We start from the raw sequence: 24,524 nt of genomic DNA, 5'->3' as shown, positions 1-24,524 counted from the left end.
TTGCCGTTCGCGAAACAACATCCGATAAGGTACACTAGGAGCAAAGCGCCGTACAGGCGCACAAATCTAGTTAACTTTAACAGGAGCGGAAATGAAATGAAACGGATAACGATTCTTATCGCCGATGACGATGCCGAAATTGCCGATCTGGTCGGGCTGCATCTGGAAAAAGAGGGCTATCATCCCGTCAAGGTAACCGACGGGAAAGCCGCCGTTCAGGCGGTCCAATCGCAGCATATTGATTTGGCCGTACTCGATATTATGATGCCCGGACTGGATGGGCATGAAGTGACCCGGCAGATCCGGGAGCAGCACAGGCTGCCAATTATCTTTTTAAGCGCCAAAACCTCGGACCTGGATAAAATCACCGGCCTCGTGATCGGAGCCGATGATTATATGACCAAGCCGTTTAATCCCATGGAGCTGGTCGCCCGGGTGAATGCGCAGCTTCGCCGTTCTATGCAGCTTAATCAGCCGCAGGCCGAACAAAAGTCGGTGCTTGAAGCCGGGGGCCTGATGATTGATCCGGACCGCAGGACCGTTATTGTTTTTGGAAACAATGTGGAGCTGACACCCAAGGAGTTCGATATTCTCTATCTGCTGGCAAGCTATCCCAAGAAAGTATTCAGCGCGGAGCAGTTATTCCAGCAGGTCTGGGGCGAAGCCTATTATGAGAGCGGGAATACCGTTATGGTGCACATCCGTACGCTGCGCAAAAAGCTCGGCGAGGAGCAGAACAAAAATAAATGGATTAAAACGATCTGGGGGGTAGGGTATACATTCAATGGCTAAACTGTTCCGCAGCTTCCGCTTCACCATGATCCTGCTGCTTGTCCTGAGCATGCTCTGCTCCGGCACGCTTACTTATGCACTGTATAAGGTTTTGCAAACATATTATGTATCTCAGGTTAAGGCGGAGGACTCTCTGGCCAGATTCCGCTATATCATCGGCAATATCGGCGATCTGAATTTCTTCCTGATTTTTTTCATTCCGCTGGCACTGTTGTTCTTCTTCCTCTTCACCAAGCCCTACGCCCGCTACTTCCGGGAGATTTCGCAGCATATCCGCCAGCTGGCTAACGGGGACTTCAACAGCCGGATTGATATTTCCGCAAGCGACGAGTTCGGCGATATTGCCGCTGATTTGAATCTGGCCAGCGGCAAGCTGCAACAGGCGGTGGAACGCGGGGATTTCGCCGAGAACAGCAAGGATCAGCTGGTGCTGAATTTGGCTCATGACCTGCGTACGCCGCTGACATCTGTGCTGGGTTATCTCGACTATGTCCTGAATGATGGAGAGTTATCCGCCGAACAAATCAGGCATTATACCTCGATTGCCTATACCAAGTCCCAGCGGCTGGAAAGGCTCATTGATGAGCTCTTTGAAATTACCCGGATGAATTACGGCATGCTGACCCTCGATAAGCGTCCGCTTGACCTGAGCGAGCTGCTGGTCCAGTTAAATGAAGAGCTGTATCCGCTCCTGGACAACAACGGGCTCCATGCCCGGCTGAAGATCACAACGCAGATGGAGATTGAAGGTGACGGCGAGCTGCTGGCACGCGTATTTGAGAACCTGTTAACTAATGCCGTGCGGTACGGCAAGGACGGCCAATATGTCGACATCCGCAGTTACCCCGAGGGGGAGCAGGCGGTCGTTCAAGTGATCAATTACGGCGGCAGCATTCCGAAGCCGGATCTGCCTTATCTGTTCGATATGTTCTATACCGGCGACCAGGCACGCCAGCATCCTGAAGGCGGCACCGGACTCGGATTATTCATTGCCAAAAATATCGTAGAGCAGCATAACGGTACGATCACGGTGCAGAGCGACCCTATCCGTACGCTCTTTGAAGTCCGCCTGCCGCGGCCACAATAATTCTGCTAAGCGAATTTAAGAAAAACTTTAACTTTACCCCACTTCTTTTTAAACGGTTGCCTCTATTCTTTAGACATAAAGATAAGGAGGAGACCGAAATGAAGAAGTGGGTTTTTTGGGCTGTCATCCTTTTGCTGGTGGGCTATGAGGCGCTGCATCAGAATAAGGAGGTTAACTACAATACGCGTGGAGCAGAAACTGTCCATGCTCTGACTGGAGAATCCGGAGGTTTTGATATTACGGTCCTTTCGAAGAATCAGATCTATCAGGGAAATCTGCTGCTGGTCAACAAGGATTATCCTGTACATAAGACGGGGGTTACCCCCGACATCGTTAACCTGTTCCAACATCACGAGCTGACGAATGGATACGGGCTGCTGAACAACAAGATCATGCTGTCGCAAAAGGTAGCGGAAAAGTTCTCGGCCATGGTAGAGGCTGCCGGGCGCCAAGGCATTACGCATTTTCTGATCAGCAGCGGTTACCGCGGCAAAAAGGAGCAGGAGCGGCTCTATGAGGAGAAAGGCGCGGAAGTTGCTCTGCCCCCCGGTCACAGTGAGCATAACCTCGGGTTGTCGCTGGATATCGGATCTACACAGATGGAAATGAACCGTGCACCTGAAGGGCAATGGCTTGAGGAGAATGCCTGGGACTACGGATTTATTTTACGTTATCCGCAGGATAAGACGGACATCACCGGCATCAAATATGAGCCCTGGCATTTCCGCTATGTCGGGTTGCCGCACAGCATCATTATGCGTGACAAGAACTTAACCCTTGAGCAATATCTGGAGTTTCTCAAAAAGGAGAAGAACATAACAGCGGCTGTAGATGGAAGGCAATACCAAATCAGCTACATTCCTATTACCGGCAATACCCCGTTCACCATTCCCGCAGGCCGGCACTATGAGGTCTCGGGCAACAACATGGATGGAGTCATTGTAACGGTATATCATGACAGCAATCAATAATCTATAAGAAGGCGGGAACCCCGATGAATCTGCTTAAATTTCGCCAATACGCATTACAGGCTTTGTATGCAGTATATATCTATATTTTGTTCAAAATCATTCTGTTCAAGTTCAGTCCCATTGATTTCACTTTCCTCTGGCATCAGCTGCAGCGGAGTCCTGATACCATAGTGCGTCAGCTGCGGATGGGTAATTTCGTCCCGCTGGCTACCATATCTAATACCTTTCATCATCTTACAGCTACTACGCTGTTGAATTTTATCGGCAATATAGCGCTGTTCCTGCCGTTTGGCCTATTTGTAGCGTTCCTGTCTCCTAACCAGAACCTTTCCTTGCGCGGGCTGGTCCTGCGGGCTTTTGGATTAAGTGCCTTGCTGGAATGTGCACAGGGCCTATTCTCGATTGGAACCTTTGATGTGGATGATCTTATTCTGAATACCTTCGGAGGCATGCTGGGTTATGGCCTGTTCAGGCTGTGGAAGGGCATGCGAAAAAGCCCTCCGGTCACGGAAAAGTGACGAAGGGCCGGTCAGTGCTTACAGCTGGTTATGCTTCCAATAGAAAATTAGAATATTCCCATACTAAGGTATCTTTCCCCTGTATCCGGTGCAATACACAGCACACGCTTGCTAGGGCCAAGCCGCCGTGCTTCCTGCAGTGCCGTCCATACCGCCGCACCGCCGGAAGGGCCGATTAATATCCCTTCCCGGCTCGCCAGCGCCCGGACTGTCTCCAAGGCATCTTCATCAGTGACCTGGACAATTTCATCATACACCTCAGTATTGAGGATCGCCGGGATGAAGCCCGGACTGGTGCCGACCAGCTTATGCGGTCCTGGCTGCCCTCCGGAGAGCACCGGCGAACCTTGCGGCTCTACGACTACTACACGAAGGTCCGGCAGCTGCCCGCGCAGCACCTCACCCGTACCGGTAATCGTTCCGCCGGTTCCAGAAGTAGCGACGAACACATCAAGCTTACCCTCCATCTGCTCCAGGATTTCCGGTGCTGTCGTTGTGCGGTGAATGTCCGGGTTGGCCTTGTTCTCGAACTGCTGCGGGATAAAGCTGTCCGGTATGCCCGCACCCAGCTCCAGCGCCTTGGCTATCGCTCCCGGCATCCGCTCTGTCGCAGGAGTAAGTACCACTTCCGCGCCATAGGCTTTCAGGATATTGATCCGTTCCTTCGTCATATTATCCGGCATAACGAGAATGGCCTTGTAGCCTTTGGCAGCAGCATTCATCGCCAGACCGATGCCCGTATTGCCGCTCGTCGGCTCGATAATCGTGCCGCCGGGCTTCAGTCTGCCGTCCAGCTCTGCCTGCAGAATCAGATTATAAGCCGCCCGGTCCTTCACGCTCCCGCTGGGATTGAACATCTCCAATTTCACAAATACTTCCGCATCATCCGGCCCCGCCAGCCGGTTCAGCCGGACCGCCGGTGTGTTCCCGATCAGTTCCGTAATATTGTTCACTACCAGGGATCTCATTCTGTTGTCCTCCTTATTCCTTTTCATACATTCTGTATCCCCCATTGTAGACTTAAAGGCTGGCATTTGTCGATTAGCGGGACTGGCGGAGGCTAACTTAGACGATAGCTGCAGATTACGATAGAGTACGCTTTATCGGGATGTAAAGGTCAATCTTCGCTTTGCCATCAGGGTCCGTATATGGATCATTCATACAAAACTCCAGAGCATGTCTGTCATCCGGTTCAAATTCACTGTTAGGCAGCCACCCGCCGTACACGCTTTGGTAAGCAATCGCTAATTTGTCAATTGTATCGTAGAACTTGTACAGCGCATATTGACCGCCGGATAAAGTTTTAAACTCAATGCCCGAACCGCTCTCTGCAGAAAATCCTTCCGGAAGTGTGATGCAGGCATCGTACCTGCAGAATTGCTCGTCGGTTACACTAGGATCATCCAAAGAGATTCCGATAAAATATTGCTCCCGCGGTATACCGTTGTCCTGGGCCCATTTGCCGATGGTTTCCCAAGCCTTATACGTTTCAAGATAGCTCCCAATGTGCCTTGCATATGCCACCTGATAGCCTGGAAGCTCTTTTACCTCAATGTTCATATCCCACACTCTCCTCAGAAAATTATTATTGTTCTTGCTATTCAAATCATAATTTTTAGAGAGGGACAATTCTTCCTGATTATTGCCGGAGATTAACGGAATGTTGCTATTTTCCTGCATGGATCTTCTCATTGCGCTTGGTGTAGTCTTATATTGCTTTTTGAATGATGAATTGAAGCTGGAGACGGAAGTAAAGCCACATAGTGATGAAATATCCAGCATCGTTTTATTCGTTGTAGACAGATAGGTAACCGCGTGATGCAGACGTCTCTCCGTAAGATAGGTCATGGGCGTTTTATGTATGACTGCCGAAAAGATTCTGGAAAAATGAAACTTCGAAAAATTCGAAATCTCAGCGAGCATTTCCAGAGTCAAATCTTGTTCTAAATTCTCCTCGATAAACTGAAGAACAGCCTGAATACGTGCCATGTAATCATTATTCACCTGGTTTCCCTCAATCCCGATAATAATATGGATACAGAATAAAAGATGTCTATCCAAACTGTTACTATTTCTCAGAATAGCAAGAAGTTACTGGTTTCCGCAACGAGTGATCCCTCTTTTGCAATAACTTAGCTGAAAGCTTTGTGTGAGAGGAAATTATGGCCGTGCATCGAATATGTTAAAGTATTGGAGGCTGATTTATGGCGGCTAAGCGAAAAAATATGGATCTTTATGTATTGCTTGCATCTGTTGCGATTATTGTTTATTTTTTCTTCGTAGCTGCGCCGTATGGAGACCGGCATAGTTTTTTTAGTGAAGCAAGCATGCCCGAAGACGGTCAAATCCTTCCCTATTTCTTAATGACAACGCCTCCCTTGGCCGTTTATATTCTCTTTTGTGTCCTGAGCCTGAAACGGATAGCCTTTTTACGTTGGCTGAATTATCCGCTGATCATTTTAAATATTCATCTCTTCTCTTTATTTTGCCTTTCGGCATTTAACGGCGGGACCATCTTCTGGCTGATCTTGATCACAGGCCCGGTCACGCTGATCCTGATAATTATTTTTCTGATCATAGGATTGATTAAAGACCTGAAATATCTACGGGGAAAAAGAAGCCAATAGAAAGACCCTGCCGGATGACGGCAGGGTCTTGTTGTTTTTATTCTGCTAAGCTACGTTAAATCTTGCTACCAGACCCTGCAGCCCTTGCGCCATTGTGCTAAGGTTGCTTGCAGAGGAGGCGATTTGTTCGACCGAAGCCATCTGCTCCTGAGAAGCAGCGGAGACATGCTGTGTATTGGAGGCAGTTGTTTCTGAGATCTCCGTTACGTTGCGGATGGAGACAACAATCTCATCCGTAGCCGCCGTCATTTCCTCCACGGCTCCCGACACCTCTTGTATTTGACCGGCCAGCGTATCAATTGAAATGCGGATTTCACCGAAGGAACGGCCAGCCTGCTCAATAATTCCGGTTCCCTCCTCCACCTCGTTCATGCTGCTCTTCATCATTTTCACCGCACTCGCAGCATCGGTCTGAATGCTGGCCGCCATCCCGGCAATGAGGCTGGCCGATTCACCCGATTGTTCTGCCAGCTTACGTACCTGATCGGCAACCACAGCAAACCCTCTGCCCTGCTCTCCGGCACGTGCCGCTTCGATGGTTGCGTTCAGTGCCAGCATATTGGTCTGTGAAGTGATCCCTTTAATCACATCCACGATACTGCCGATTTCCTGTGAACGTTCCACGAACCCAAGCACCTGCTGGGACAATGATTGAATCGAGCGGTTGATGGAAGCCATCTGGCGGGAAGCCGCCTGCAGCGACTCATCGCCGGAAATGGCATAATCTGCCGAACGCAGGGAAGCATCAGAAATATCCTGCACACTTGCAGCGATCTGCTGGATCGCGGCGGACATCTCCAGAATGGTCGTCATATTGGTCTGCAGATCATTCATCTGCTTATCCGTACCGGAAGCAACAGTACCCATAATATCAGCAATCCGCTCCGTAGTTGCGGCGGTCATTCCGCTGTCCGAAGTAAGCTTCGAGGAAGATACGGCCAGGCTGTTCGCAGACTGGCTTACTTGTCCGATGATGCGGCCGAGATTATCCGTCATCCGGTTAAAGTGACGGGCCATTTCACCAATCTCATCCCGGGTGCGGACAGTCAGCTTACGGGTCAGATCCGCTTCACCGTCAGCAATCTCCATCAGCTGCCCGTTCATATCTCGGATAGGTTTAAGAATCCGCTGCGACAGGAGCAGTGCAATAACTGCGGCCAGCAGTACAGATAAGCCAGTTACTCCTAAGCTTATGCCCATTGCCGAGCCACGGTGTGCTTCCGCCTGGCTTTGCTCAGCCGCTATCTCTTCATTCAGCATGTTCTCAAATACCAGCTGGGAGTCTATGATCTTATCCAGGGAGAGATTGGTGAACTCTTTTTGTGCAGCCGGGAAGTTCCCTTCCTTAGCCAGTGCGAAGGCACTGTCCAGCGTGGTCAAATAAGTGCTCCATCCGGTTTCCAGATCCGTAATCCCTGCCAGCTCCGCTTCATTTAATCCGGTATTTTTGAGCTCCGTAATGGCAGCAGTGATTTCCGGAATCTCCGCCTCATAAGCGGTCAGATTAGTCTTCCTGTCTCCATCCGTATTACTCATCACATATCTGGCGGCAAGACCGTCCGCCGTGCGGATGCTATCGGTCAGCTCCTGCACCAGCGTCAGCTTGCTGTAGTTACGGTTGATCTGGTCGGACAGCATCGTAGCCTTGCCCTGAAAAAAAGTATTGCCGGCTATAGCGAAAATAAATACGAGAATAACGGCAGTGAAGCCCATTAAAATTCTTGCGCGGATCCCTTTGAACATAAATAATTTCTCCCCATTCTTATGTAATCTGTGATGCTATTCCTATGTATTGAACACCTTACATCCCAGTGTGGCCCTCCATTCTCTTAGCAGCAGGCCTGCCGCTTCCGTTCTAATGCTAAACATTTCCTCTGGCTTTATCCTACGGCCTAAGCCTTAAATGGACCTTAAATAGCTATAGGCTTAAGCTGAACATTAGCTGAAAATATGTTTTGTCTAACAAACGGCAAAAAAAAGACCGTCATGAGCGGCTCCAGGCCAGACTCTGCGGTCATATGACATCCAATATCAGTTATTCATACAAATTCCCGTTAGCCAGCTGGGCCAGCCGGGTTTTATCCAGCACGCTCAGGCGGCCGCGCTTCCGTTCAATAATCCCTTCCTCGATGAAACGGCGCACAATCCGGTTCAGATGGCGGTAGCTCGTCCCGAGCAGGTCCGCAGTCTCTGTCAGGCTGGAGGTACGGATTTCCTCGACACGCTGTCCCCCTACATTATCTTCGAACAAGGACATCAGGTAGCTGGCAAACCGGTTTTCTACCGGATAGAGCAGATTCAGGGCAGAGGTCTGGCCCAGCGTATACATCTTGTGGCTCAGCTCCCCCATGAGAAAACGCAGCAGCACCGTATTCTCCTCCAGCTCCTTCAGTAGCATCTTCCGACCGGCCACCAGCAGCAGACTATCGCCTACGGACTCCACTTCATTTTTAACCGGATACTGCCGGAGCAGCTCAACATCCCCGATGACAGACATCGGCCTTGCGAACCGCACCAGCATAGACTTCCCGTTCGGGAGCAGCGTATGAATTTTCAGCTTGCCCTGCACGAGAATAAACATGCTCTCCAGCCGGTCACCAACCGAGCAGACCGCCTCCCCGTCACTATACCTCCGCAGCTCCATGGCCGCTATAACACCGCTGCTGAACATCTCCCCAAGACCATTTTGCTCGGCAAGCCTATGAACTACTTCCGGGTCAATGATCGACTGCATACAACCTTCCTCCTTCTACACAAGGACCGCTGTCCAATTGTATTCACTGTAACACAACCCTTTGTCTTCAGGAAGAATGTACCCTTAAGGCGTCTGCTGCGCTCCGAGATACCGCTTAAGCGCATGCTGCCCCCGGTATGTAGAGATGTTGAAGGAAGGCCATTCCTGTGCGTCTAGCGATGGTTCAGACCTTTTCTCACGCAGGCTCTGATCGAGCAAGCCGTTTTCCTGTTTACTGAACGCAATCAGCTTCGGAACAGCTTCCCACGACAACTCCATCAGATAGTGCGTATCCAGCTTCCCGCTGGTTTCATAACGGGCTATATTCTGGCCGGCGATGATTCGGTCCATTCCGATATAATTCATGATCACGTAGGCGAACAGGCCAAGCACAATGTAACATTTCATCAGCGGAAACTGTGCCCGGCTTATCCGAACTGAGGCCAGAACCAGCAGCAGCCCAAGGAAGATCATAAACGCATGGACCAGAAAGCGGATCTGCGTATAGCCGTAGGCTTCTTCATAAAGTGCCAGCCGGGAATAGGCCGAATACAGCATCACTATCGAGCACAGCACCATAATATAGAGCAGCATGCGGATGAAGGTCTGCAGCCTCGCTTTAGCCTTTCCGAGAGCAAGCAGTGACAGCAGCAGGATGGCAAAATTGATCGCTGTCACCAGCATCAGCTCAAAAAAACCGCTCCGGGCATAGTCGGCATATGTACTGTCCTGTGGCAGAATGCCATCCCAGGCACCGAACAGATAAGAGAATTGAACCGTAACAAACAGTACGTAAACAATATTAATCATGGTCAGAACCGTCGTGATGATGACCGGATCAAGGGTAAAGCTTACAGGTTCAACATTCCCTTCACCCTCTGCCTTCCCTTCCTTCAGCTGCAGACCCGCCTTATTCAGCCGGGGAGCAACAAAACCCCAGAGATACCCGAACAACCCCATTCCAAGCAGGACACTCCACAGCGTACGGGCAAAGCCTTCATCGAACGAAATCCGCTCCAGCAGATCGGGAAATTGATTAAGAACCTGATGGAAGACACCATCCGCCGAAGAGAGCAAGGAAACCACTACCAGCAGAAGCGGAAACGAAAACGCCAGACCGATCAATACCTTGATGACCACCTGCTTGCGTTCCCCCTGGATACTGCGTCCACTTGATTGTTTGATAACGGCAAATACCGTAGGCCAATGCCTCAAGCTCTGGGCAAAAAAGTGCTCCCGCGCTGCACCGATCAAGCTGAATCTGCTCCAGGAAGGCTGGCGGTAGCTGAGCATATAAGTCATATGTAACAGAATCAGCGCCGGAAGCACCAGCAGGTTCAGTGCGATGAAAAACCAGTTCGAGAACAGCACAAACGTCATTGATAGCAGGAAAATTACACCTAGCCAGACATAACTGAACCATGTGGGCGGACGAAGGCGTTCTTTGGCATAGTAGAGCATGAAGCCATAGAACAGGGCCACGAAGATGGGATATGAAACACCGGGCTTATGGCCAAAGAACAAATATTGATGCACAATTGCCAGTATAAAGGCTGCAGCCAGTGCCTGAAGCGCAGTCTTCGGGTTAGCAGGGCTTTTCTCTTCCATGGGAATCCCTCCAGTTGATCACTTTCATATCCTGATTCTAGCTGATAAAATAAGAAGAAAAAGAGAAAAAAAACCAAGTTCATTTCCTATTTTATTAAAAGGGGGCTACCTGCCGTGAAGCTGCACAGTCAATTTCTGAAGCTGCATTCGCAGCATGGAGGTACGGAGGAAGCCGCGGTTACACTGGACGAGCTGGCGCATACCCTGAGCTGCACCCACCGGAATGCCCTAAATGTAATTAGCAAGCTGGCAGAACAGGGCTGGATCCGCTGGACGCCAAGCCGGGGACGCGGGCGGCGTTCTTCACTGAGGTTCCTGGCAGGTGCTGAAGAGATTGCGCTCCAGTCCATGATGCAGGCAATCAGCAGCAGCGATATGCGCAGCACTATTGAAGGTATCCGCAGGTATGCCCGCTCCTCCTCCCTGCAGGATACACTTCAGGGCTGGCTGCTTACTTATTTCGGGCATCATTCCGAGATCCGCAGTGATAGACGGATTGATACCTTGCGGCTTCCGGTAACGCAGCACCTCCATAACCTGGATCCGCTGTATATGAATTTGCTGGCTGAATCCTTTGTTTCCAGCCACATTTTTGACGGTCTGGTGGCGCGCAGCGGCGGACAAGGCGGGATCATACCCGGACTGGCTCATGCCTGGGATACGGATGAGAAGCGCACGGTCTGGACCTTTCACTTACGCAAGGATGTACTGTTCCATCACGGAAAGGTATTAGCGGCTGAAGATGTCGTATACTCCTTCGAACGGATGATGAATACTTCGCAGCGCATGCTTTACAGCAACATCTTCAAAGAGATCCGGGAAGTCAAGGCACTCAGCCTGACTACGGTCCGCTTTTTGCTGAAGAAACCGAACGAGCTGTTCCTTCCCTTCCTCTGCACCAGCCGGGCTGCCATCGTTCCGCGTGATCTGGAGACAACACTTGCCGGCAGCTTCGGGCGCAGACCGGCGGGTACCGGGCCCTTTAAGCTGGTGGAGATGAATGAGGATATGTGTGCGCTGGAAGTATTCCCTTATTATTTCCAGGGACGGGCTCATCTCGACCGGGTGGAGATTCTCTATGTCCCGTGGGACATCGCTTCGGCTGCGGCTGAGACAAGCTCTCCGTTTCATATCATCCCGAACCCTGCCACCGCAGGCTCAGCTGTCTGGAGCCGGATACACTCGGAATCCTCTGTGCGGAAATTCATCACCTGCAATACGAAAAAAAGAGGACCGCTCAGCGATCCCCTGCTACGTGCAGATGTACTCTCCTGTTTACATGAAGGAGCCGCGGCGCAGGGGCCAAAGCAGCATCATGCTGATACGCCTTCACTGCAAATCGCAACCATCCCGCAGTATGCCGGCGATGCCGAGGCCGTTGCTGCAAAGCTGTCGCACCGCGGATATTCATGCAATGTATTATCCGTCTCCCCTGAGGAATTCAAAGGTCCTGTCCGCCTGCTGGCTGATCTGATCGTCTTCTCCCTGCTCCGTGATCAGGATGAGCAGCTCAGACTGTTCGATCTGTATTCTACGATGGTGCAGCATATTGAGCCGCGCACACGGGCCGATATTGAAGGACGGCTCCAGATCATTACGCGCGAACAGGATCCGAAGGCCCGTGCCGCAGGCTTCCAGGCGATAGAAGACAGCCTGAGGCATGAGCACCAGCTGCATATCCTGTATGAGAAGCCAGCGGAAACAGCCTATCTGCCCTCTGTCCGCGGCGTTACCTTTAACAGCCAAGGCTGGGTAGACCTGCGACACCTGTGGTTTCCACCTGAATTGTGAATCCCTGCGCTACTCAGAACTATTCCTTGCCCGGCAAGGTTTCCAGGAGTCCGCGGCCAATCAGATTGGCCGAAATGGGCGCTTTGCCGAGTTCCCTGGCCCAGAGTGACAGCTGCCCGATATGATGGATCTCATGGGCGATGACATGGCGCATAATCTCTCCCCAGCCATCGGTCACTACCGAGCCGTCCTGGCGTACATCCTTAAAAATATTCCGCTCCAGCCTCTCATTCCATGCCAGGACAAACGCTTCTACCTCCGGCCGGAAACGAGCGTCCAGCGCTCTAACCTTCTCCACCGTATTATAATTGGCAAAATCCTCCTGAAAATCCGGTTTGCCCTGCATCACCATGATCCAGCTCCACTCCACATCGGCGATATGAAACAGCGTCTTCAGGATCCCGCCAACCCCGCCGACCCGCGGCTGCAGCAGCTCCTCTTCACTCAGCTCCTCACACCATTTATACCATTCTTCCCGGACCATCCAGTTATAGCGAAAAAATGTCTGCATGAAAGGCCTCCAATATCTAAAATTTAATAGAATAATTGTGTCCAGTGTATCACAGCCTGCTGCCGCACCGAAGGTAAAAAATAAGTATAAAACTGCATTACGGCCTGTTCATGTTCGCAGGTATGGAATCTCTCCCGGAACTCAGAGCTGTAATATCGTTACCGGTTCATTGTCGCAGATTTCACTGTTAATCCACTTGTCAGAAAACGCAAAAATACCGGTGAATTTATCACCGGTACGTTAAGGTTATATTTGAGATACATATGTAAAAAAACATCAGTTTTCCTTGCGTTAACTATAAAATTAATATAGCACGGAAATGTCAACATAGCAAGCATTTTTATGGAAAACGAAGAAAATAAATGGTTTCCCCCCTGGGGCTGGAAGCAAAGGATCAAGAACGTGTTTAGTGTCGCTGTATTCCCGTCTGCCTATGATGATATGATCTTCTGCACGAAGGAGGCGGCAAAGATGCAAATTACACTCAGAAATATCCGCAAAAGCTTTAAAGTGTACAAACGGCCCGAAGGAAAATGGGGGCTGCTGAAGGGAGCCTTTATGCGGAACGTAACAACTGTCGAGGCGCTCGGCGGTATAGGGTTTGATATCGCCGAAGGCGAGCTGGTGGGTTACATCGGCCCGAATGGTGCCGGCAAATCTACCTCTGTTAAAGTCATGAGCGGCATCCTGACGCCGGACAGCGGCGAATGCACCATCCTGGGCAAAGTTCCCTGGAAGCACCGCGTTGAGCACGTATCCAGAATCGGCGTCGTCTTCGGCCAGCGGTCACAGCTGTGGTGGGATGTGCCGGTGGCTGATTCTTTTGACGTGCTGAAGGATATTTATGCGATTCCTCCAGGAGACTACAGGTTAAGATTATCGGAGTTAACAGCAACTCTTGGTGTGGAAGCGCTCTTAAGAACGCCCGTAAGACAGCTGTCGCTGGGACAGCGGATGCGTTGTGAGCTGGTGGCGGCGCTGCTGCACCGGCCGGAAATTCTGTTTCTGGATGAGCCGACCATCGGACTCGATGCGGTATCGAAGCTGGCGCTACGCAATTTTTTGAAGGAAGAGAACCGCAAGTATGGGGTCACGATGCTGCTGACAACACACGATATGGATGATATTGAGGCACTATGTGAGCGGGTTATGGTTATCGGACACGGCCAGCTGCTCTATGACGGAAGGCTCTCGGGCCTGCAGGAGAAATACGCGCCTGAAGTGGTTATGAAGGTCAACACCGACGCGATGATTGCCGCCATGTACAATGATTTGGCCCTAACTTAAGCCAGTTATGGCAGACTGACTATGTCTGTATGCTCATCAATCAGGAGGTGTAACAATGAATTTTAGAAATACGTTCCGGGCCTGCAGCTCCCTGTTCCGGATTAGGATGGCCGAAGGGCTGCAGTACCGTGTATCCGCAATATCCGGCACGGTGGTCGGGGTATTCTGGGCGCTTCTGGAATGTGTGCTGTTCACTGTGTTCTATACATACAGCGAGAACGGCTCGTGGAACAATAACGGGCTGAGTCTTCCGCAGACGATATCCTATGTGTGGCTGGCCCAGGGACTGTTTGTGCTGCAGAGCATGAGCATCGACAGCGAGATCATGGGCAAAATCAACAGCGGCGACGTCGGTATTGAGCTGTGCCGGCCTATGAACCTTTATACTCACTGGTTCGTCAAAAGCTCGGCCGGCAAGCTCGGCACCTCGTGGATCCGCAGTGTAGCCACCGTGTTTACCGGTCTGCTAATGCCTGCCGGATATGCACTGGGCGGGCCGGCATCACTCACCGCGCTGTTCTGTTTTCTATTATCTGTGATCATGGCGTTTGTGTTATGCTCCGCATTTGCCATGCTCGTGACCGCAATCCGCTTGAACATCACCTGGGGTGACGGGCCGACCTATATGCTTTTACTAGTGAGCGGCATTTTGTCCGGCACCTATCTTCCGCTGCGGCTCTGGCCTGATTTCATGCAGACCTTCCTGTACCTTCAGCCCTTTGGAGGGTTCGCTGATATACCGGTACAGCTGTATATAGGGAGTATGGCTCCTGCCACCGCACTGCCCGGTATTGGCCTGCAGCTTATCTGGAGCCTGCTCTTCATTGCGGCCGGCCGGCTCATCATGAAACGTAAACTGAACAGTATCATCGTCCAGGGAGGGTGAGATAAACGAATGATCGCTGAAGGTAAAATCTATTTCAAATATTTGCGGATGCATCTGCTGTCCGGCATGGAGTATAAGGGCTGGTGGCTGATGCTGATTCAGGTCCTTATCGTTGTGATCTCTGACCCCATTGCCACCATCCTACTGTTCTCCCGCTTTGGCAATATCGGCGAATGGACCGTGGCCCATATCATTCTCGTCTACTCGCTGGCAGTGTCTTCCTTCGGACTCGCCGAGAGCCTCTGCCGCGGCTTTGACTATTTCCCGTGGCATCTGCTGCGCTCCGGGGATTTCGACCGGCTGCTGCTCCGCCCCCGTTCCTTGTTCGTGCAGGTTGCCGCCTCCAGATTCCATCTACACCGGCTGGTCCGGCCTGTCACCGGAATCTGTGCGGCAGGCTGGGCGCTTGGGGAGCTCGGCATCCCCCTGACGCCCGGTAAGCTGGGAATACTCGCGATGGCGATGGCGGGAGGCTGCTTGATGTACTGCGGAGTATTCGTGCTGACCTCGGGTCTGGCATTTTTCACAATCAAAGGACTCGATTGGATATATCTGCTGACCAATGCCAGCTACCAGATTACCCGGTGTCCGGAGCCGTATATGCCGCGGGCGCTAAAATCTGTATTCAGCTTTGTGCTCCCGATGCTGTTCATCAGCTTCTATCCGGCAGCTACAGTATGCGGCTGGGAATATCCACACTGGCTGGGCTTCCTCTCGCTACCCGCCGGGGCTGTATTCCTGGGACTCTCACTTCTGGTCTGGCGCATCGGCGTGAGGCATTATAAAAGCACAGGAAGCTGACTCCGGTGAACGGAATCAGCTTCCCTGGCAGAACTTCATGGCTAAGTATGGGCTCCATTACATACTTCAATGTGAGCTCAGATGCTTACGGTAGCCCTCAACCTTCTCATCCCGGTAGCCCATTCTCTCATAGAAGACATGGGCTTCCTTGCGTTTCTCACCGGAGACCAGGATGATGTAATAACAATCCCGCTCATGGGCAATGCCTTCAATGGCGGTCATCAGCTGTTTGCCCAGACCCTGGCGGCGGGCCCGCGCGGAGACAACAACATTCTCAACGACCATAAACGGCCGGCAATCTCCTACGAGATCTTGGCAAATGATGCCCATTATGGAGCCCAGCAGCTTCCCGTCCACATAAGCACCTAATAATATGTACCTGCTGTCTGCCTTAATTGCCGCAAAAGCATTGGTAAGTTTGTATAGTTCCGCCATTGTACCCGTCAATTCACCATATAGCTCATTTAAGGCTGAAAGCGAGTCAGCCTCAATTTCTTTAATAGACACCATTTGTACTCTGTACCTCCTGCTTCCTGCATGTTTGGATTATTTCTCATATACATAAAGCTGTCCATTTCGCGGGTGCTTCATCCGTTGCCCGCTGTAAGATCTGCGCCGCAGCTCCCGCTCCAGCTGTTTCATGAATGCTCCATGCGTTATGATTAGTACATTCTTCCCCTGCGGCTCCGCTTCCAATTTGTCCAGAACCGAAATGATCCGCTGCGTTGTTTCCCGCCGGCTCTCCGGCTGAGAGGGATGTCCGGCTAGCCACAACAGCCGCCCTATAACCATCCAGCATGCTGCCGGAAGCTTTAAGCCGGACAGCTTTACCGCCGCCACTCCAATTTCCCTAAGCTGCTCGCTTAGTGCAATATCGCCTGAATAGATGTGCCTTGCAGTATGTACGGCTCTTGGAAGATCGCTGCTTATACAGTAATCCCAGTGCTCTGTATGATCCGTGAATGGTGTCAGGCGGATGCTGGCTGCATCGTACTCTGCAACCCACCTATTGAACTGCTCACCAGTGATCCAGCCCCGCACCGGGATATGTTCTACTTTAAAATGCCTGACCAGACCCATTCTCATTTCGGCTCATTCCAGTCTGTCAGCAGTTCAAACTGCTCACTCTGTCCGTCCCAATCGACACTTACCTTAATGACTGACTCCTCACGGCCCACCAATCCGTCGCCCGAGCCCTCCAGCCGCAGACTTTCTACCCTTACAGGTCCTTCCATCGTCTGACTGGACCCGTGTCCAACCGCATCAAAGCCAAAGGTGAATTTTTTAATCTTTTTCAGATCCCCGGATTTCCCTTTGTAGGCAAGCTGGAAAGCATACTCACTGGAAGGCTGGTAATACGTTGCTTTTCCTTCTGAGTGGACCGGTTTCTCTGTAAGTGTCTCACTATAGATTGCTGACCAGTGCTCGCCCTCTCCGGAAAAAGTGTAGGTATGATAAAGGGTTCCGCTGCTGCAGGCGGAATTCAGTATAAGCATAAGTCCGCACAGCAGCAATGTACGTATAACTACTATCTTCCTCATGTCCTTACCCCTCTCTCGCAGGATAAGTAGCTCAGCACAGTCTCCACCCGTTCTTCGACGGACAGATTACCCTCCAGCCGCAGAACCGGACACTCAAGCTCCCTCATCCAGTCTTCATGAAGCTTCCGGCTTCTGACCTCCGGCCCTGCCGTGTCATATAAGCTGGCCCATTCCAGAAATGTCTGCACATCCTCGTACCTGCTCCCGCCTGGTAGACTTTGTTCGCCATAACGTGTGAACTCTCTTGCCCTAAGCCGCTCCAGCCTAAGCTCCGGGGGAATCCACAAGAAGATGACCAGATCAAAATAAGAGCGGAGCCCGTCTCCCCAGCCGCAAACGGCCCCCGATAGAATCCATGGCTCCTGATGCTCCAGATCATACTTAATCCTGCTAAGCCGCTCACGGATATCACTCTGCTTCGAAAACTTCTGCTCCCAAAAATAGTCATCACTATCCAGATGGACATGCGGCAGCCGTCCGGCCAGCGCATGTCCGAGCGTGCTCGTACCTGCTCCCGAAGCACCCATAATATGAATCCTACTCTTCATCTATACCTCCAGATCCGTATCCCGTTTCACGTAGCCAAGTTAGCCCTCCTCCGAGATATCCGGTGGAATGCGGCGAGCCATTCCTGTAGAGACAGCAGCTTTGATTACAGCCAGCCGTACCTGCTCAACTACCTTTTCGTTAAAAATACTCGGGATAATGTATTGCTCATTCAACTCGTCGTGGTGAACCACCGAAGCAATGGCCCGGGCTGCCGCCAGCTTCATCTCTAGATTAACCGCCTTGGCCCTGCAATCCAGGGCTCCGCGGAAAATCCCCGGAAAACACAGCACATTATTGATCTGATTCGGATAATCACTTCTACCTGTCGCCAGCACACGGACATAAGGCTCGGCCAGTTCAGGCTCTATTTCCGGAGACGGATTGGCCATCGCGAATACGATGTTATCACTGGCCATGCTCCGTAATTGCTCCACTGACAGCACGCCCGGGCCGGATACCCCAATGAATACATCCGCTCCGCGTAAGGCCTCCGTTAAGCCTCCTGTAATCCCTTCCGGATTGGTCGCTCCGGCCAGCCACTGCCACTCGGCATTGCTGTAGACCTGTTCCCTGCTAAGAATCCCCTCCCGGTCAACAGCGCAGATTTTCCCGGCGCCTGCCGCGAGCAGCAGACGGCAGATGGACACACCGGCTGCACCGATGCCAACAACAACGATCCGGCATTCTGCGAGCTCCTTGCCTACTACTTTCAGTGCATTCAGCAATCCGGCTAATGCGACTACTGCCGTACCATGCTGATCATCATGAAATACAGGAATATCGAGTTCAGCAGCCAGCCGCCGTTCAATCTCAAAGCAGCGCGGAGAACTGATATCCTCCAGATTGATTCCGCCAAAGCCTGAGGAAACCGCTTTCACTATACTGATGATTTGCTCCGGGTCTTTCGTGTCCAGGCAGAGCGGAAAAGCATCGATATCTGCCAGCTGCTTGAACAGCATTGCCTTCCCCTCCATAACCGGCATTGCCGCCTCTGGACCGATATCGCCGAGACCGAGTACTGCCGTACCGTCGGTAACGACAGCTACCGTATTTCTTTTCATAGTGAGAGAGTAGGCTTTGCCGGGGTCTTCCGCGATAGCCATACAAACACGGGCCACACCAGGGGTGTAGACCAGCGAGAGATCCTCACGGTTTTTGATCGGCATCTTAGGGGTGATCTCAATTTTGCCGCCGATGTGTGCAAGGAATGTCCGATCCGATACATTGATGACTTTGATCCCCGGCAAGGTTGAAAGTACGGTGAGGATCTCTCCGTTAGCCGCATCCTGGACATTTACGGTAATGTCGCGGATGGTCAACTCTTTCCCGGCACGGATAACGTCAATAGCTACTATATCCCCGCCCGCTGCTGCGAGCGCTGAAGCTACATCACCAAATGAAGCAACCGATTTGCGGATTTCCAGACGAATAATCATTGTAGTAGCGATGGACATAGAACAGGCCTCCTAGACCAAAATTTTCTATATCTACTATACTACAGTTCACACAATGTACATAATGGTAGAGATTTCATAATGAGAATCATCACCATATCAAACCATAATTTAACATATTCACGAAGATAAATGCCTGCAAAATTGTAACTATTTCTCCAGGCATACTTATCCTCCTTCTAATATTCACAAGCTTTCACACGCTGAGCACCTTCATAATGGCACCATAACAGGAGTCCTTATACAACCCGTGCAGCTCGTCTTTATCCGCCATCAGCCATTGGATCAGGCAACCGTCGATGATCGCACGAATGACGGGTGCTGTTGTATCCGGGGACAACTCCTTAGCGAAAATCCCCTCCTGCTGTCCGAGTCTCAGTATCTCCGTACTGATACTAGCGCAGCTGTCATAGAACCGCTGGTTAATCTCCCGGTAGACCGGAATGCGGCTGGCTCTCGCCAGGAAATCCAAATAGACGCGGTAAAAGGACCGGTTCTGGTCCGGGCCGGGGAAGGCGGAGCTGATATAGGCGGTCAGCTTGCCGGTTGCTGTATGCTGCTCTGCTACCGCTGCTTGCTCCTTTGCAGAGATTTTGCCGGTCAGCCATTCGAGCAGTTCAACCAGAACCGCTTCCTTATTCTCAAAATAATAGTGGACAACCCCTTTGCTGACCTCTGCATGATCGGCAATGGTCTGCAGGGTCACTGCATCGTAGCCGCGTTCGGAGAGTGCGTGAAAAGCGGCATACAAAATCTGTTTGCGTTTCTCTTCCGACTTCTTGTAACGTACCATAGGACCTCCATGATAGTAGGTATGTAAAGCAATCATTGATTAAGTTCAATATATATGATGTGTATTATATCATGGTAATAAAAAAGTTGACCGGTCAGAATAATTAATATATAACAGGCTTATAAATACAGTCCGGATTAGGAGCGGAACATCAAATGTCAAATACTTTTAAGGCTTTGGTTGTAGACAAAACAGATACTTTCTCAGTGGAGGTCAAGCCAGTGGCAATGGAAGAATTGCCTGCAGGTGAGGTGCTGATCAAGGTATCCTATTCTAGCGTAAACTATAAAGACGGATTAGCGAGCATTCCAAATGGAAATATTGTACGTAACTATCCCTTTATCCCCGGCATAGATCTGTCAGGGGTTGTAATTTCTTCGGCCGACAGCCGGTTTGAGGCAGGCCAGTCTGTCATCGCCACCAGTTATGGCATTGGCGTGTCCCATTTTGGCGGTTTCAGTGAATATGCCAGAATTCCCGCCGACTGGGTTCTCCCGCTCCCGGATGGTCTTAGCCTGCGGGAAGCAATGATTTACGGGACGGCCGGCTTTACCGCCGCACTGTCCATTCAAGCGCTGGAAGATCACGGGGCTGCACCGGATAAAGGCAAGGTGCTCGTCACCGGAGCAACAGGTGGTGTTGGCGGTGCGGCAGTAGCGATGCTGGCCAAGCTAGGCTACCAGGTAACTGCCAGCACAGGCAGAACAGACGAAGCCGGGTATCTGCAGGTTTTAGGTGCCGATGAGGTCATTTCCCGCGAGGATGTAGGCGGTAGTGCGCTGAAACCGCTGGACAAGCAGCTCTGGCAGGCAGCAGTAGATTCAGTAGGCGGCAGTCCGCTGGCAGCCGTGCTGAGTAAGATCGCATACGGCGGCGCTGTGGCTGCAAGCGGCCTAACCGCCGGCACGGCAGTTCCGACAACAGTACTGCCATTTATCCTGCGTGGGGTCAGCCTGCTCGGTATTGATTCCGTGTCCTGTCCTGCCGGGAAACGTAAAGACATCTGGCAGCGGATGGCAACGGATCTGAAGCCGGAGGTGCTTGAAGCACTGGTTGACCGCGAGATCACACTGGACGCTCTGCCTGCAGCACTCGAAGATATTCTAAATTCAAATATTAGAGGCAGGGTGCTTGTCCGCCTGTCCTAGAAGCAGAAGCCTCCCGGGATCGTTCCAGGGAGGCTTTCTTTGGCACTAACTGATCTTACTCGTTCTCTATTCCTGCGCTCGGATAGGCTGGATAATCTTGAGCATACGGCTGCTGACGGTAGGTCTGCTGAACATAAGGCTGACCATAGTAGCCATGAACACTCGTAGGCTGGTATCCGAAGCTCTGTGGAGCCGGCTGATACATGTATGGTGACATATTTGCTGTAGCCATAGCCGGAGCCATATTCACTGGCGCCATATTTACCGGAGCCATATTTACCGGAGCCATGTTAACTGGAGCCATGTTAACTGGAGCCATGTTCACCGGAGCTAAATTCGCCGGTGCTATTATGGCTCCTTTTACATTTTCAGCCGCTGCCTTTGACGGTTCACAGCAATCCGCCGGAGGACCAATGAACGTCATTGGCTTCAGCGGAGCCAACGTCTCCTTCAGCATAGCTTCATTTAGACAGTAAGTATGGGCCAGCACACGGGCCGGTGTTTTGCTTAATATATCTGATCCAAGAATGACCTGAGGTGTAGGAGCATTAAAAATAGCCAGCAGATGCGTACAATCTACCGTTGCAACTTCGTAATGCCACCAGCCCTGCGGCACGTTAGCCACCTGGCCCGGTGTTATCGTAAAGTGCAGCAGCTCACCCGTGAACGGATTAATCAACGAAACTACTGCCTCACCGGAGATACAATAGACCAACTCAGCAGCATTTTGATGATAATGCGGTTCGACCACATTTGATTTGCTGAGAAAAATATCAAGCAGCGACGTATTATCCAGCGTATTCAGCTCTTTAATCCCCATAACGTTGATATAGTTGCAGTCATCCTTCTTAAACAAGGTGCTGCAATTCAAATCAAAGGTAAATTGAGTATTGGGGGAAGTATAATCCATATTTAAAGTCACGCGAATCCTTCCTTTCTTCGGAGCCCATTTTTATCGTTCTGAAGTAGGATATGTATTCGCCTATGTTCAGGTGATGATTTTCTTGGTTTGGTTTAAGACCGCATTAAAAAAGCATCCTCCCTGGGGAAGATGCTCTATTTCCTTACTCTCCCGCAATAACTGTCCGGTTTCTTCCAGTATGTTTGGCGGAGTATAAAGCTTCATCTGCATGTCCAAGCAATTCTTCCCGGGTACGCCCGTGTGTGGGATAATGGGCAATTCCCTGCGAGGAAGTCACTTTGATCGGTAAGGGAACTTCACTTTTTTCCAGTGTTTTACGGATTCTTTCGGCCACTGTAAAAGCATGATCGGGCTTCGTCCGGGGAAGCAGCAGGACAAATTCTTCACCGCCGTAACGGGCGCAGATATCGCCGGGACGGATGCTTGCAGTAAGGATTTCTGCAACGCTTTTAAGCACCTCATCACCAGCCAAATGACCGTAAGTGTCATTGACGAATTTGAACTTGTCCACATCCAGAACGATTACGGAAAAAGGTACCCGGGCGGCTATCCACTGATTGATGCTGATATCCAGCGCTCTGCGGTTCGTAAGACCTGTCAGTAGATCGGTCATCGCATCCTGGGTCAGCTGATCGGTCTGCTTCTGGATGTCCGACCAGGCCATTACCACTGCTTTGGTAAGCAGATCAACTTCCCTGTTCCAATGAGGTTTGAGCTCCGGCAGCTCGACATTTTCTTTGCCGATTCTGTTCACAAGGTCGGCCAGGACAACGAACGGCTTGGCTAAGCGGTGTGCAAGGACAAACACACTAAGCAGCAAAATAACGAATGGAATAACCGTATAGGCCAGAATTTTGCGTAAGTGAGCCAGCAATTGTTCCTGTATGACATGAACTGGCGATACAACAACGACTCCCCAATTATTAGCGGGAACCGCAGAATAGCCGGCAAGCATGGATACCCCTTTGGTATTCAGTGCTTGCATCTTCCCGCTCTCTCCCCTCTTTAATCTCTGGACGACCTCGTTACTGCTAATATCCTTATTTATTCTTTCTGCGTCCGGATGAAACAGCACATGCCCTTCAGCGCTGACAATATAGTAATACGAACCGGATTCATCAATATTATTGTTCCCGAATATCATATTCAGAATATTGTAATCCCGGAGATAGACCGTACCTGCCAGTTGTCCAAGATAATGTCTGTCTTTGTTATACAGCGGTTCGCTCATGAACAAGATCATCCTGCCTGTAGTGGACGAAGTATACGGTGAAGACAGATAGGAGTTCTTCAGCCGGAGAGCTTCCAGAACCTGAGGCGATTGAATTCTTTTCCCCATCATCCCTAGCGTTTTCGGTGAATTATTCAGTACCGATCCGTTTTCGTTAAACAGAATAATTGAATTAAAGTAGTTGCTGCTGTGGCGCATTAAATCTAGATAAGCATCTATATCTTCAGGCCGCGATGCCTCCATATTGGCGATTTGATCCGCACTGAAAAGCAGGCTGCTGTGCATCGAACGGAACAATGAATCTACCGTTTTACTCATTCTTTCCGCATTGGCATAATTCAAATTAAGCGTTGTCTCTATTAGTGATTTCTTCTTAGATTGGTATGACCCAATGAGCAGAATCGTAGTTGTCAATAGAAACACCATTGTCACCAGCGCCATCAGCAGCAAAGTGAGGCTGAGTTTCATTCTTGATTTGGTTTCTGCTCTATGTGGTGTAGGCATTCCCCGACCTCCTTATGTACCTGTGCCCATTTGGTATAATTATATACGATAAAGAAAGAGAATCTACATACAGATTTCATTTCCATTTTTTGCATGATGGAGCAGATTTGGGCACGATTTATATATCTCCAAAAGAAAAAAAGCAAGCGGCAGGAGTGCCTCCTGCTCCGCTTGCTCTTGTTTATATTACCATCCGCTCCGCTTGATTAGCGAGGTGATCTGCGCAATGTGATGGCTGTTGTGCCAGATATATCTCTGTAATGCTGTATCCAGGCTCATCGTCCCAAGGCCTGCACTCACAAAAATCCGGTCAAAATCAGCATCACTCAGTGAACTCAGCAAGTTCATGAACCGCGGGTTCAGATACTCCAGCAGCCGGAGTGAAGACTCTACCGGCTCTTCCAGATAATCGCTCTGTTCCGCCCACAGGTCCTGCCGGTAGGTTGGAATCTGCGGTGCATCTTCAGTAAGCCCCCGCTTAAAGCGGAGATAGGCGAACATATTCGTGTCAGCAAGATGATGAACAACCTGTGCAACACTCCAGCCGCCAGGCCGGTAAGGGGTATTTAACTGCTCTAATGTGAGCGGGCCCACGGCTTCACTTAAGCCAGCCGGGAGTCGGCCAATCTTTAGAATATCCTGATTCCGTTCGTCTGCCGTCCGGTTTTCCTTGGCCGCAAACCTTCCAATGGGGTAACATAGGTGCTCCATGTCATCCTCAGTATAACTGCTCATCTACTTTGCCCTCCTTTTAATGGAGTCATCAGCT

Annotated in this window: 24 protein-coding genes and 1 pseudogene; 10 read left to right on the top strand and 15 right to left on the bottom strand. The window is 50.8% G+C overall.

Features of this window, described 5'->3' with window-relative positions; translation table 11 throughout:
• Positions 1 to 96 precede the first annotated feature (96 nt).
• The 4 genes from L6H70_RS01140 (at position 97) to L6H70_RS01125 (ending at position 3,368) form a co-directional block, all read left to right on the top strand.
• On the top strand, positions 97 to 792 hold the full coding sequence (locus tag L6H70_RS01140; protein ID WP_236328763.1) for a response regulator transcription factor: 696 nt from the start codon (positions 97 to 99) through the stop codon (positions 790 to 792).
• The gene (locus L6H70_RS01135) at positions 785 to 1,879 is read left to right on the top strand and encodes a HAMP domain-containing sensor histidine kinase (RefSeq protein ID WP_236328761.1); all 1,095 of its coding nucleotides are present in this window, start codon (positions 785 to 787) and stop codon (positions 1,877 to 1,879) included. Before L6H70_RS01140 ends, L6H70_RS01135 begins: the two co-directional genes overlap by 8 nt.
• Positions 1,880 to 1,977: 98 nt before the next feature.
• Positions 1,978 to 2,850 carry a M15 family metallopeptidase gene (locus L6H70_RS01130; protein WP_236328758.1) on the top strand — a complete coding sequence of 291 codons (873 nt, stop codon included), beginning with the start codon at positions 1,978 to 1,980 and terminating at the stop codon, positions 2,848 to 2,850.
• A gap of 23 nt (positions 2,851 to 2,873) precedes the next feature.
• On the top strand, positions 2,874 to 3,368 hold the full coding sequence (locus tag L6H70_RS01125; protein WP_236328755.1) for a VanZ family protein: 495 nt from the start codon (positions 2,874 to 2,876) through the stop codon (positions 3,366 to 3,368).
• A 47-nt stretch (positions 3,369 to 3,415) separates the two neighbouring features.
• Here the strand turns inward: L6H70_RS01125 and cysK are convergent, their stop codons facing one another.
• Together cysK and L6H70_RS01115 are read right to left on the bottom strand one after the other, a co-directional pair.
• Complete coding sequence (cysK, locus tag L6H70_RS01120) at positions 3,416 to 4,336, bottom strand: cysteine synthase A (protein ID WP_236328753.1); 921 nt, start codon at positions 4,334 to 4,336, stop codon at positions 3,416 to 3,418.
• 115 nt (positions 4,337 to 4,451) lie between these two features.
• Positions 4,452 to 5,357 carry an AraC family transcriptional regulator gene (locus L6H70_RS01115; protein WP_236328751.1) on the bottom strand — a complete coding sequence of 302 codons (906 nt, stop codon included), beginning with the start codon at positions 5,355 to 5,357 and terminating at the stop codon, positions 4,452 to 4,454.
• Between the two features lie 215 nt (positions 5,358 to 5,572).
• Here L6H70_RS01115 and L6H70_RS01110 point away from each other — a divergent pair, with 215 nt between their 5' ends.
• Positions 5,573 to 5,995, top strand: a complete 423-nt coding sequence (locus L6H70_RS01110) for a hypothetical protein (protein WP_236328749.1) — start codon at positions 5,573 to 5,575, stop codon at positions 5,993 to 5,995.
• A gap of 45 nt (positions 5,996 to 6,040) precedes the next feature.
• Here L6H70_RS01110 and L6H70_RS01105 read toward each other — a convergent pair whose 3' ends face one another.
• The 3 genes from L6H70_RS01105 to L6H70_RS01095 form a co-directional block, all read right to left on the bottom strand.
• Positions 6,041 to 7,738 carry a methyl-accepting chemotaxis protein gene (locus L6H70_RS01105; RefSeq protein WP_236328742.1) on the bottom strand — a complete coding sequence of 566 codons (1,698 nt, stop codon included), beginning with the start codon at positions 7,736 to 7,738 and terminating at the stop codon, positions 6,041 to 6,043.
• 292 nt (positions 7,739 to 8,030) lie between these two features.
• Positions 8,031 to 8,729, bottom strand: a complete 699-nt coding sequence (locus tag L6H70_RS01100) for a Crp/Fnr family transcriptional regulator (RefSeq protein WP_236328732.1) — start codon at positions 8,727 to 8,729, stop codon at positions 8,031 to 8,033.
• Between the two features lie 84 nt (positions 8,730 to 8,813).
• A complete protein-coding gene (locus tag L6H70_RS01095) occupies positions 8,814 to 10,337 on the bottom strand; it encodes a DUF4153 domain-containing protein (RefSeq protein ID WP_236328717.1) in 1,524 nt (507 codons plus the stop codon).
• A 114-nt stretch (positions 10,338 to 10,451) separates the two neighbouring features.
• Here L6H70_RS01095 and L6H70_RS01090 point away from each other — a divergent pair, with 114 nt between their 5' ends.
• Positions 10,452 to 12,128 carry an ABC transporter substrate-binding protein gene (locus L6H70_RS01090; protein ID WP_236328711.1) on the top strand — a complete coding sequence of 559 codons (1,677 nt, stop codon included), beginning with the start codon at positions 10,452 to 10,454 and terminating at the stop codon, positions 12,126 to 12,128.
• Between the two features lie 19 nt (positions 12,129 to 12,147).
• On the opposite strand, the gene L6H70_RS01085 is transcribed toward L6H70_RS01090, so the two are convergent.
• On the bottom strand, positions 12,148 to 12,639 hold the full coding sequence (locus L6H70_RS01085) for a DinB family protein (RefSeq protein WP_236328708.1): 492 nt from the start codon (positions 12,637 to 12,639) through the stop codon (positions 12,148 to 12,150).
• A gap of 342 nt (positions 12,640 to 12,981) precedes the next feature.
• On the opposite strand from L6H70_RS01085, the gene L6H70_RS01080 reads away from it, so the two are divergent.
• From L6H70_RS01080 to L6H70_RS01070, 3 genes are read left to right on the top strand one after another with little or no spacing between them, the layout of a single operon-like run.
• Positions 12,982 to 13,926, top strand: a complete 945-nt coding sequence (locus tag L6H70_RS01080) for an ABC transporter ATP-binding protein (protein WP_279306717.1) — start codon at positions 12,982 to 12,984, stop codon at positions 13,924 to 13,926.
• A 55-nt stretch (positions 13,927 to 13,981) separates the two neighbouring features.
• Positions 13,982 to 14,812 carry an ABC transporter permease gene (locus L6H70_RS01075; RefSeq protein WP_236328706.1) on the top strand — a complete coding sequence of 277 codons (831 nt, stop codon included), beginning with the start codon at positions 13,982 to 13,984 and terminating at the stop codon, positions 14,810 to 14,812.
• A 9-nt stretch (positions 14,813 to 14,821) separates the two neighbouring features.
• Positions 14,822 to 15,613 carry an ABC transporter permease gene (locus L6H70_RS01070; RefSeq protein WP_236328704.1) on the top strand — a complete coding sequence of 264 codons (792 nt, stop codon included), beginning with the start codon at positions 14,822 to 14,824 and terminating at the stop codon, positions 15,611 to 15,613.
• 66 nt (positions 15,614 to 15,679) lie between these two features.
• Here L6H70_RS01070 and L6H70_RS01065 read toward each other — a convergent pair whose 3' ends face one another.
• The 6 genes from L6H70_RS01065 to L6H70_RS01040 all read right to left on the bottom strand — a co-directional run bounded on the left by L6H70_RS01065 (position 15,680) and on the right by L6H70_RS01040 (position 19,950).
• Positions 15,680 to 16,123, bottom strand: a complete 444-nt coding sequence (locus tag L6H70_RS01065; RefSeq protein ID WP_236328702.1) for a GNAT family N-acetyltransferase — start codon at positions 16,121 to 16,123, stop codon at positions 15,680 to 15,682.
• Between the two features lie 36 nt (positions 16,124 to 16,159).
• Positions 16,160 to 16,699 carry a histidine phosphatase family protein gene (locus L6H70_RS01060; RefSeq protein WP_236328700.1) on the bottom strand — a complete coding sequence of 180 codons (540 nt, stop codon included), beginning with the start codon at positions 16,697 to 16,699 and terminating at the stop codon, positions 16,160 to 16,162.
• Entirely contained in the window at positions 16,696 to 17,154 is a 459-nt protein-coding gene (locus tag L6H70_RS01055) for a hypothetical protein (protein WP_236328698.1), read from the bottom strand. Before L6H70_RS01055 ends, L6H70_RS01060 begins: the two co-directional genes overlap by 4 nt.
• Positions 17,151 to 17,702 (bottom strand): ATP-binding protein, encoded by a 552-nt coding sequence (locus L6H70_RS01050; RefSeq protein WP_236328697.1) that lies wholly within the window; start codon positions 17,700 to 17,702, stop codon positions 17,151 to 17,153. The genes L6H70_RS01055 and L6H70_RS01050 overlap by 4 nt, the downstream gene beginning before the upstream one ends.
• Positions 17,703 to 17,741: 39 nt before the next feature.
• Entirely contained in the window at positions 17,742 to 19,157 is a 1,416-nt protein-coding gene (locus tag L6H70_RS01045) for an NAD-dependent malic enzyme (RefSeq protein WP_236328695.1), read from the bottom strand.
• 196 nt (positions 19,158 to 19,353) lie between these two features.
• Entirely contained in the window at positions 19,354 to 19,950 is a 597-nt protein-coding gene (locus tag L6H70_RS01040) for a TetR/AcrR family transcriptional regulator (protein ID WP_236328693.1), read from the bottom strand.
• Positions 19,951 to 20,105: 155 nt separating this feature from the next.
• On the opposite strand from L6H70_RS01040, the gene L6H70_RS01035 reads away from it, so the two are divergent.
• Complete coding sequence (locus L6H70_RS01035) at positions 20,106 to 21,098, top strand: acrylyl-CoA reductase family protein (protein ID WP_236328691.1); 993 nt, start codon at positions 20,106 to 20,108, stop codon at positions 21,096 to 21,098.
• 394 nt (positions 21,099 to 21,492) lie between these two features.
• Here L6H70_RS01035 and L6H70_RS28855 read toward each other — a convergent pair.
• From L6H70_RS28855 to L6H70_RS01020, 3 genes and pseudogenes are all read right to left on the bottom strand, one after another.
• Positions 21,493 to 22,020 (bottom strand): annotated as a pseudogene (locus tag L6H70_RS28855) (cupin domain-containing protein); the annotation flags it as partial.
• Between the two features lie 142 nt (positions 22,021 to 22,162).
• Entirely contained in the window at positions 22,163 to 23,755 is a 1,593-nt protein-coding gene (locus L6H70_RS01025; protein WP_236328683.1) for a sensor domain-containing diguanylate cyclase, read from the bottom strand.
• A 186-nt stretch (positions 23,756 to 23,941) separates the two neighbouring features.
• On the bottom strand, positions 23,942 to 24,490 hold the full coding sequence (locus L6H70_RS01020) for a YfiT family bacillithiol transferase (protein WP_236328675.1): 549 nt from the start codon (positions 24,488 to 24,490) through the stop codon (positions 23,942 to 23,944).
• Positions 24,491 to 24,524: the final 34 nt, after the last annotated feature.

The sequence above is a fragment of the Paenibacillus auburnensis genome (assembly GCF_927798115.1).
GTDB lineage: Bacteria > Bacillota > Bacilli > Paenibacillales > Paenibacillaceae > Paenibacillus_AQ > Paenibacillus_AQ auburnensis.
Note: the sequence above shows the minus strand (reverse complement) of the source record. Positions and strands in the feature narration are given on the sequence as shown.

Excerpts from the sequence above, each read along its gene's own strand:
- L6H70_RS01025 (WP_236328683.1), bottom strand. The coding sequence starts at position 23,755 with ATGCCTACACCACATAGAGCAGAAACCAAATCAAGAATGAAACTCAGC.
- L6H70_RS01100 (WP_236328732.1), bottom strand. The coding sequence starts at position 8,729 with ATGCAGTCGATCATTGACCCGGAAGTAGTTCATAGGCTTGCCGAGCAA.
- L6H70_RS01055 (WP_236328698.1), bottom strand. The coding sequence starts at position 17,154 with ATGAGGAAGATAGTAGTTATACGTACATTGCTGCTGTGCGGACTTATG.
- L6H70_RS01040 (WP_236328693.1), bottom strand. The coding sequence starts at position 19,950 with ATGGTACGTTACAAGAAGTCGGAAGAGAAACGCAAACAGATTTTGTAT.
- L6H70_RS01105 (WP_236328742.1), bottom strand. The coding sequence starts at position 7,738 with ATGTTCAAAGGGATCCGCGCAAGAATTTTAATGGGCTTCACTGCCGTT.
- cysK (WP_236328753.1), bottom strand. The coding sequence starts at position 4,336 with ATGAGATCCCTGGTAGTGAACAATATTACGGAACTGATCGGGAACACA.
- L6H70_RS01060 (WP_236328700.1), bottom strand. The coding sequence starts at position 16,699 with ATGAGAATGGGTCTGGTCAGGCATTTTAAAGTAGAACATATCCCGGTG.
- L6H70_RS01140 (WP_236328763.1), top strand. The coding sequence starts at position 97 with ATGAAACGGATAACGATTCTTATCGCCGATGACGATGCCGAAATTGCC.
- L6H70_RS01110 (WP_236328749.1), top strand. The coding sequence starts at position 5,573 with ATGGCGGCTAAGCGAAAAAATATGGATCTTTATGTATTGCTTGCATCT.
- L6H70_RS01080 (WP_279306717.1), top strand. The coding sequence starts at position 12,982 with ATGGAAAACGAAGAAAATAAATGGTTTCCCCCCTGGGGCTGGAAGCAA.
- L6H70_RS01050 (WP_236328697.1), bottom strand. The coding sequence starts at position 17,702 with ATGAAGAGTAGGATTCATATTATGGGTGCTTCGGGAGCAGGTACGAGC.
- L6H70_RS01085 (WP_236328708.1), bottom strand. The coding sequence starts at position 12,639 with ATGCAGACATTTTTTCGCTATAACTGGATGGTCCGGGAAGAATGGTAT.
- L6H70_RS01075 (WP_236328706.1), top strand. The coding sequence starts at position 13,982 with ATGAATTTTAGAAATACGTTCCGGGCCTGCAGCTCCCTGTTCCGGATT.
- L6H70_RS01070 (WP_236328704.1), top strand. The coding sequence starts at position 14,822 with ATGATCGCTGAAGGTAAAATCTATTTCAAATATTTGCGGATGCATCTG.
- L6H70_RS01130 (WP_236328758.1), top strand. The coding sequence starts at position 1,978 with ATGAAGAAGTGGGTTTTTTGGGCTGTCATCCTTTTGCTGGTGGGCTAT.
- L6H70_RS01035 (WP_236328691.1), top strand. The coding sequence starts at position 20,106 with ATGTCAAATACTTTTAAGGCTTTGGTTGTAGACAAAACAGATACTTTC.
- L6H70_RS01020 (WP_236328675.1), bottom strand. The coding sequence starts at position 24,490 with ATGAGCAGTTATACTGAGGATGACATGGAGCACCTATGTTACCCCATT.
- L6H70_RS01125 (WP_236328755.1), top strand. The coding sequence starts at position 2,874 with ATGAATCTGCTTAAATTTCGCCAATACGCATTACAGGCTTTGTATGCA.
- L6H70_RS01135 (WP_236328761.1), top strand. The coding sequence starts at position 785 with ATGGCTAAACTGTTCCGCAGCTTCCGCTTCACCATGATCCTGCTGCTT.
- L6H70_RS01065 (WP_236328702.1), bottom strand. The coding sequence starts at position 16,123 with ATGGTGTCTATTAAAGAAATTGAGGCTGACTCGCTTTCAGCCTTAAAT.
- L6H70_RS01045 (WP_236328695.1), bottom strand. The coding sequence starts at position 19,157 with ATGTCCATCGCTACTACAATGATTATTCGTCTGGAAATCCGCAAATCG.
- L6H70_RS01115 (WP_236328751.1), bottom strand. The coding sequence starts at position 5,357 with ATGGCACGTATTCAGGCTGTTCTTCAGTTTATCGAGGAGAATTTAGAA.
- L6H70_RS01095 (WP_236328717.1), bottom strand. The coding sequence starts at position 10,337 with ATGGAAGAGAAAAGCCCTGCTAACCCGAAGACTGCGCTTCAGGCACTG.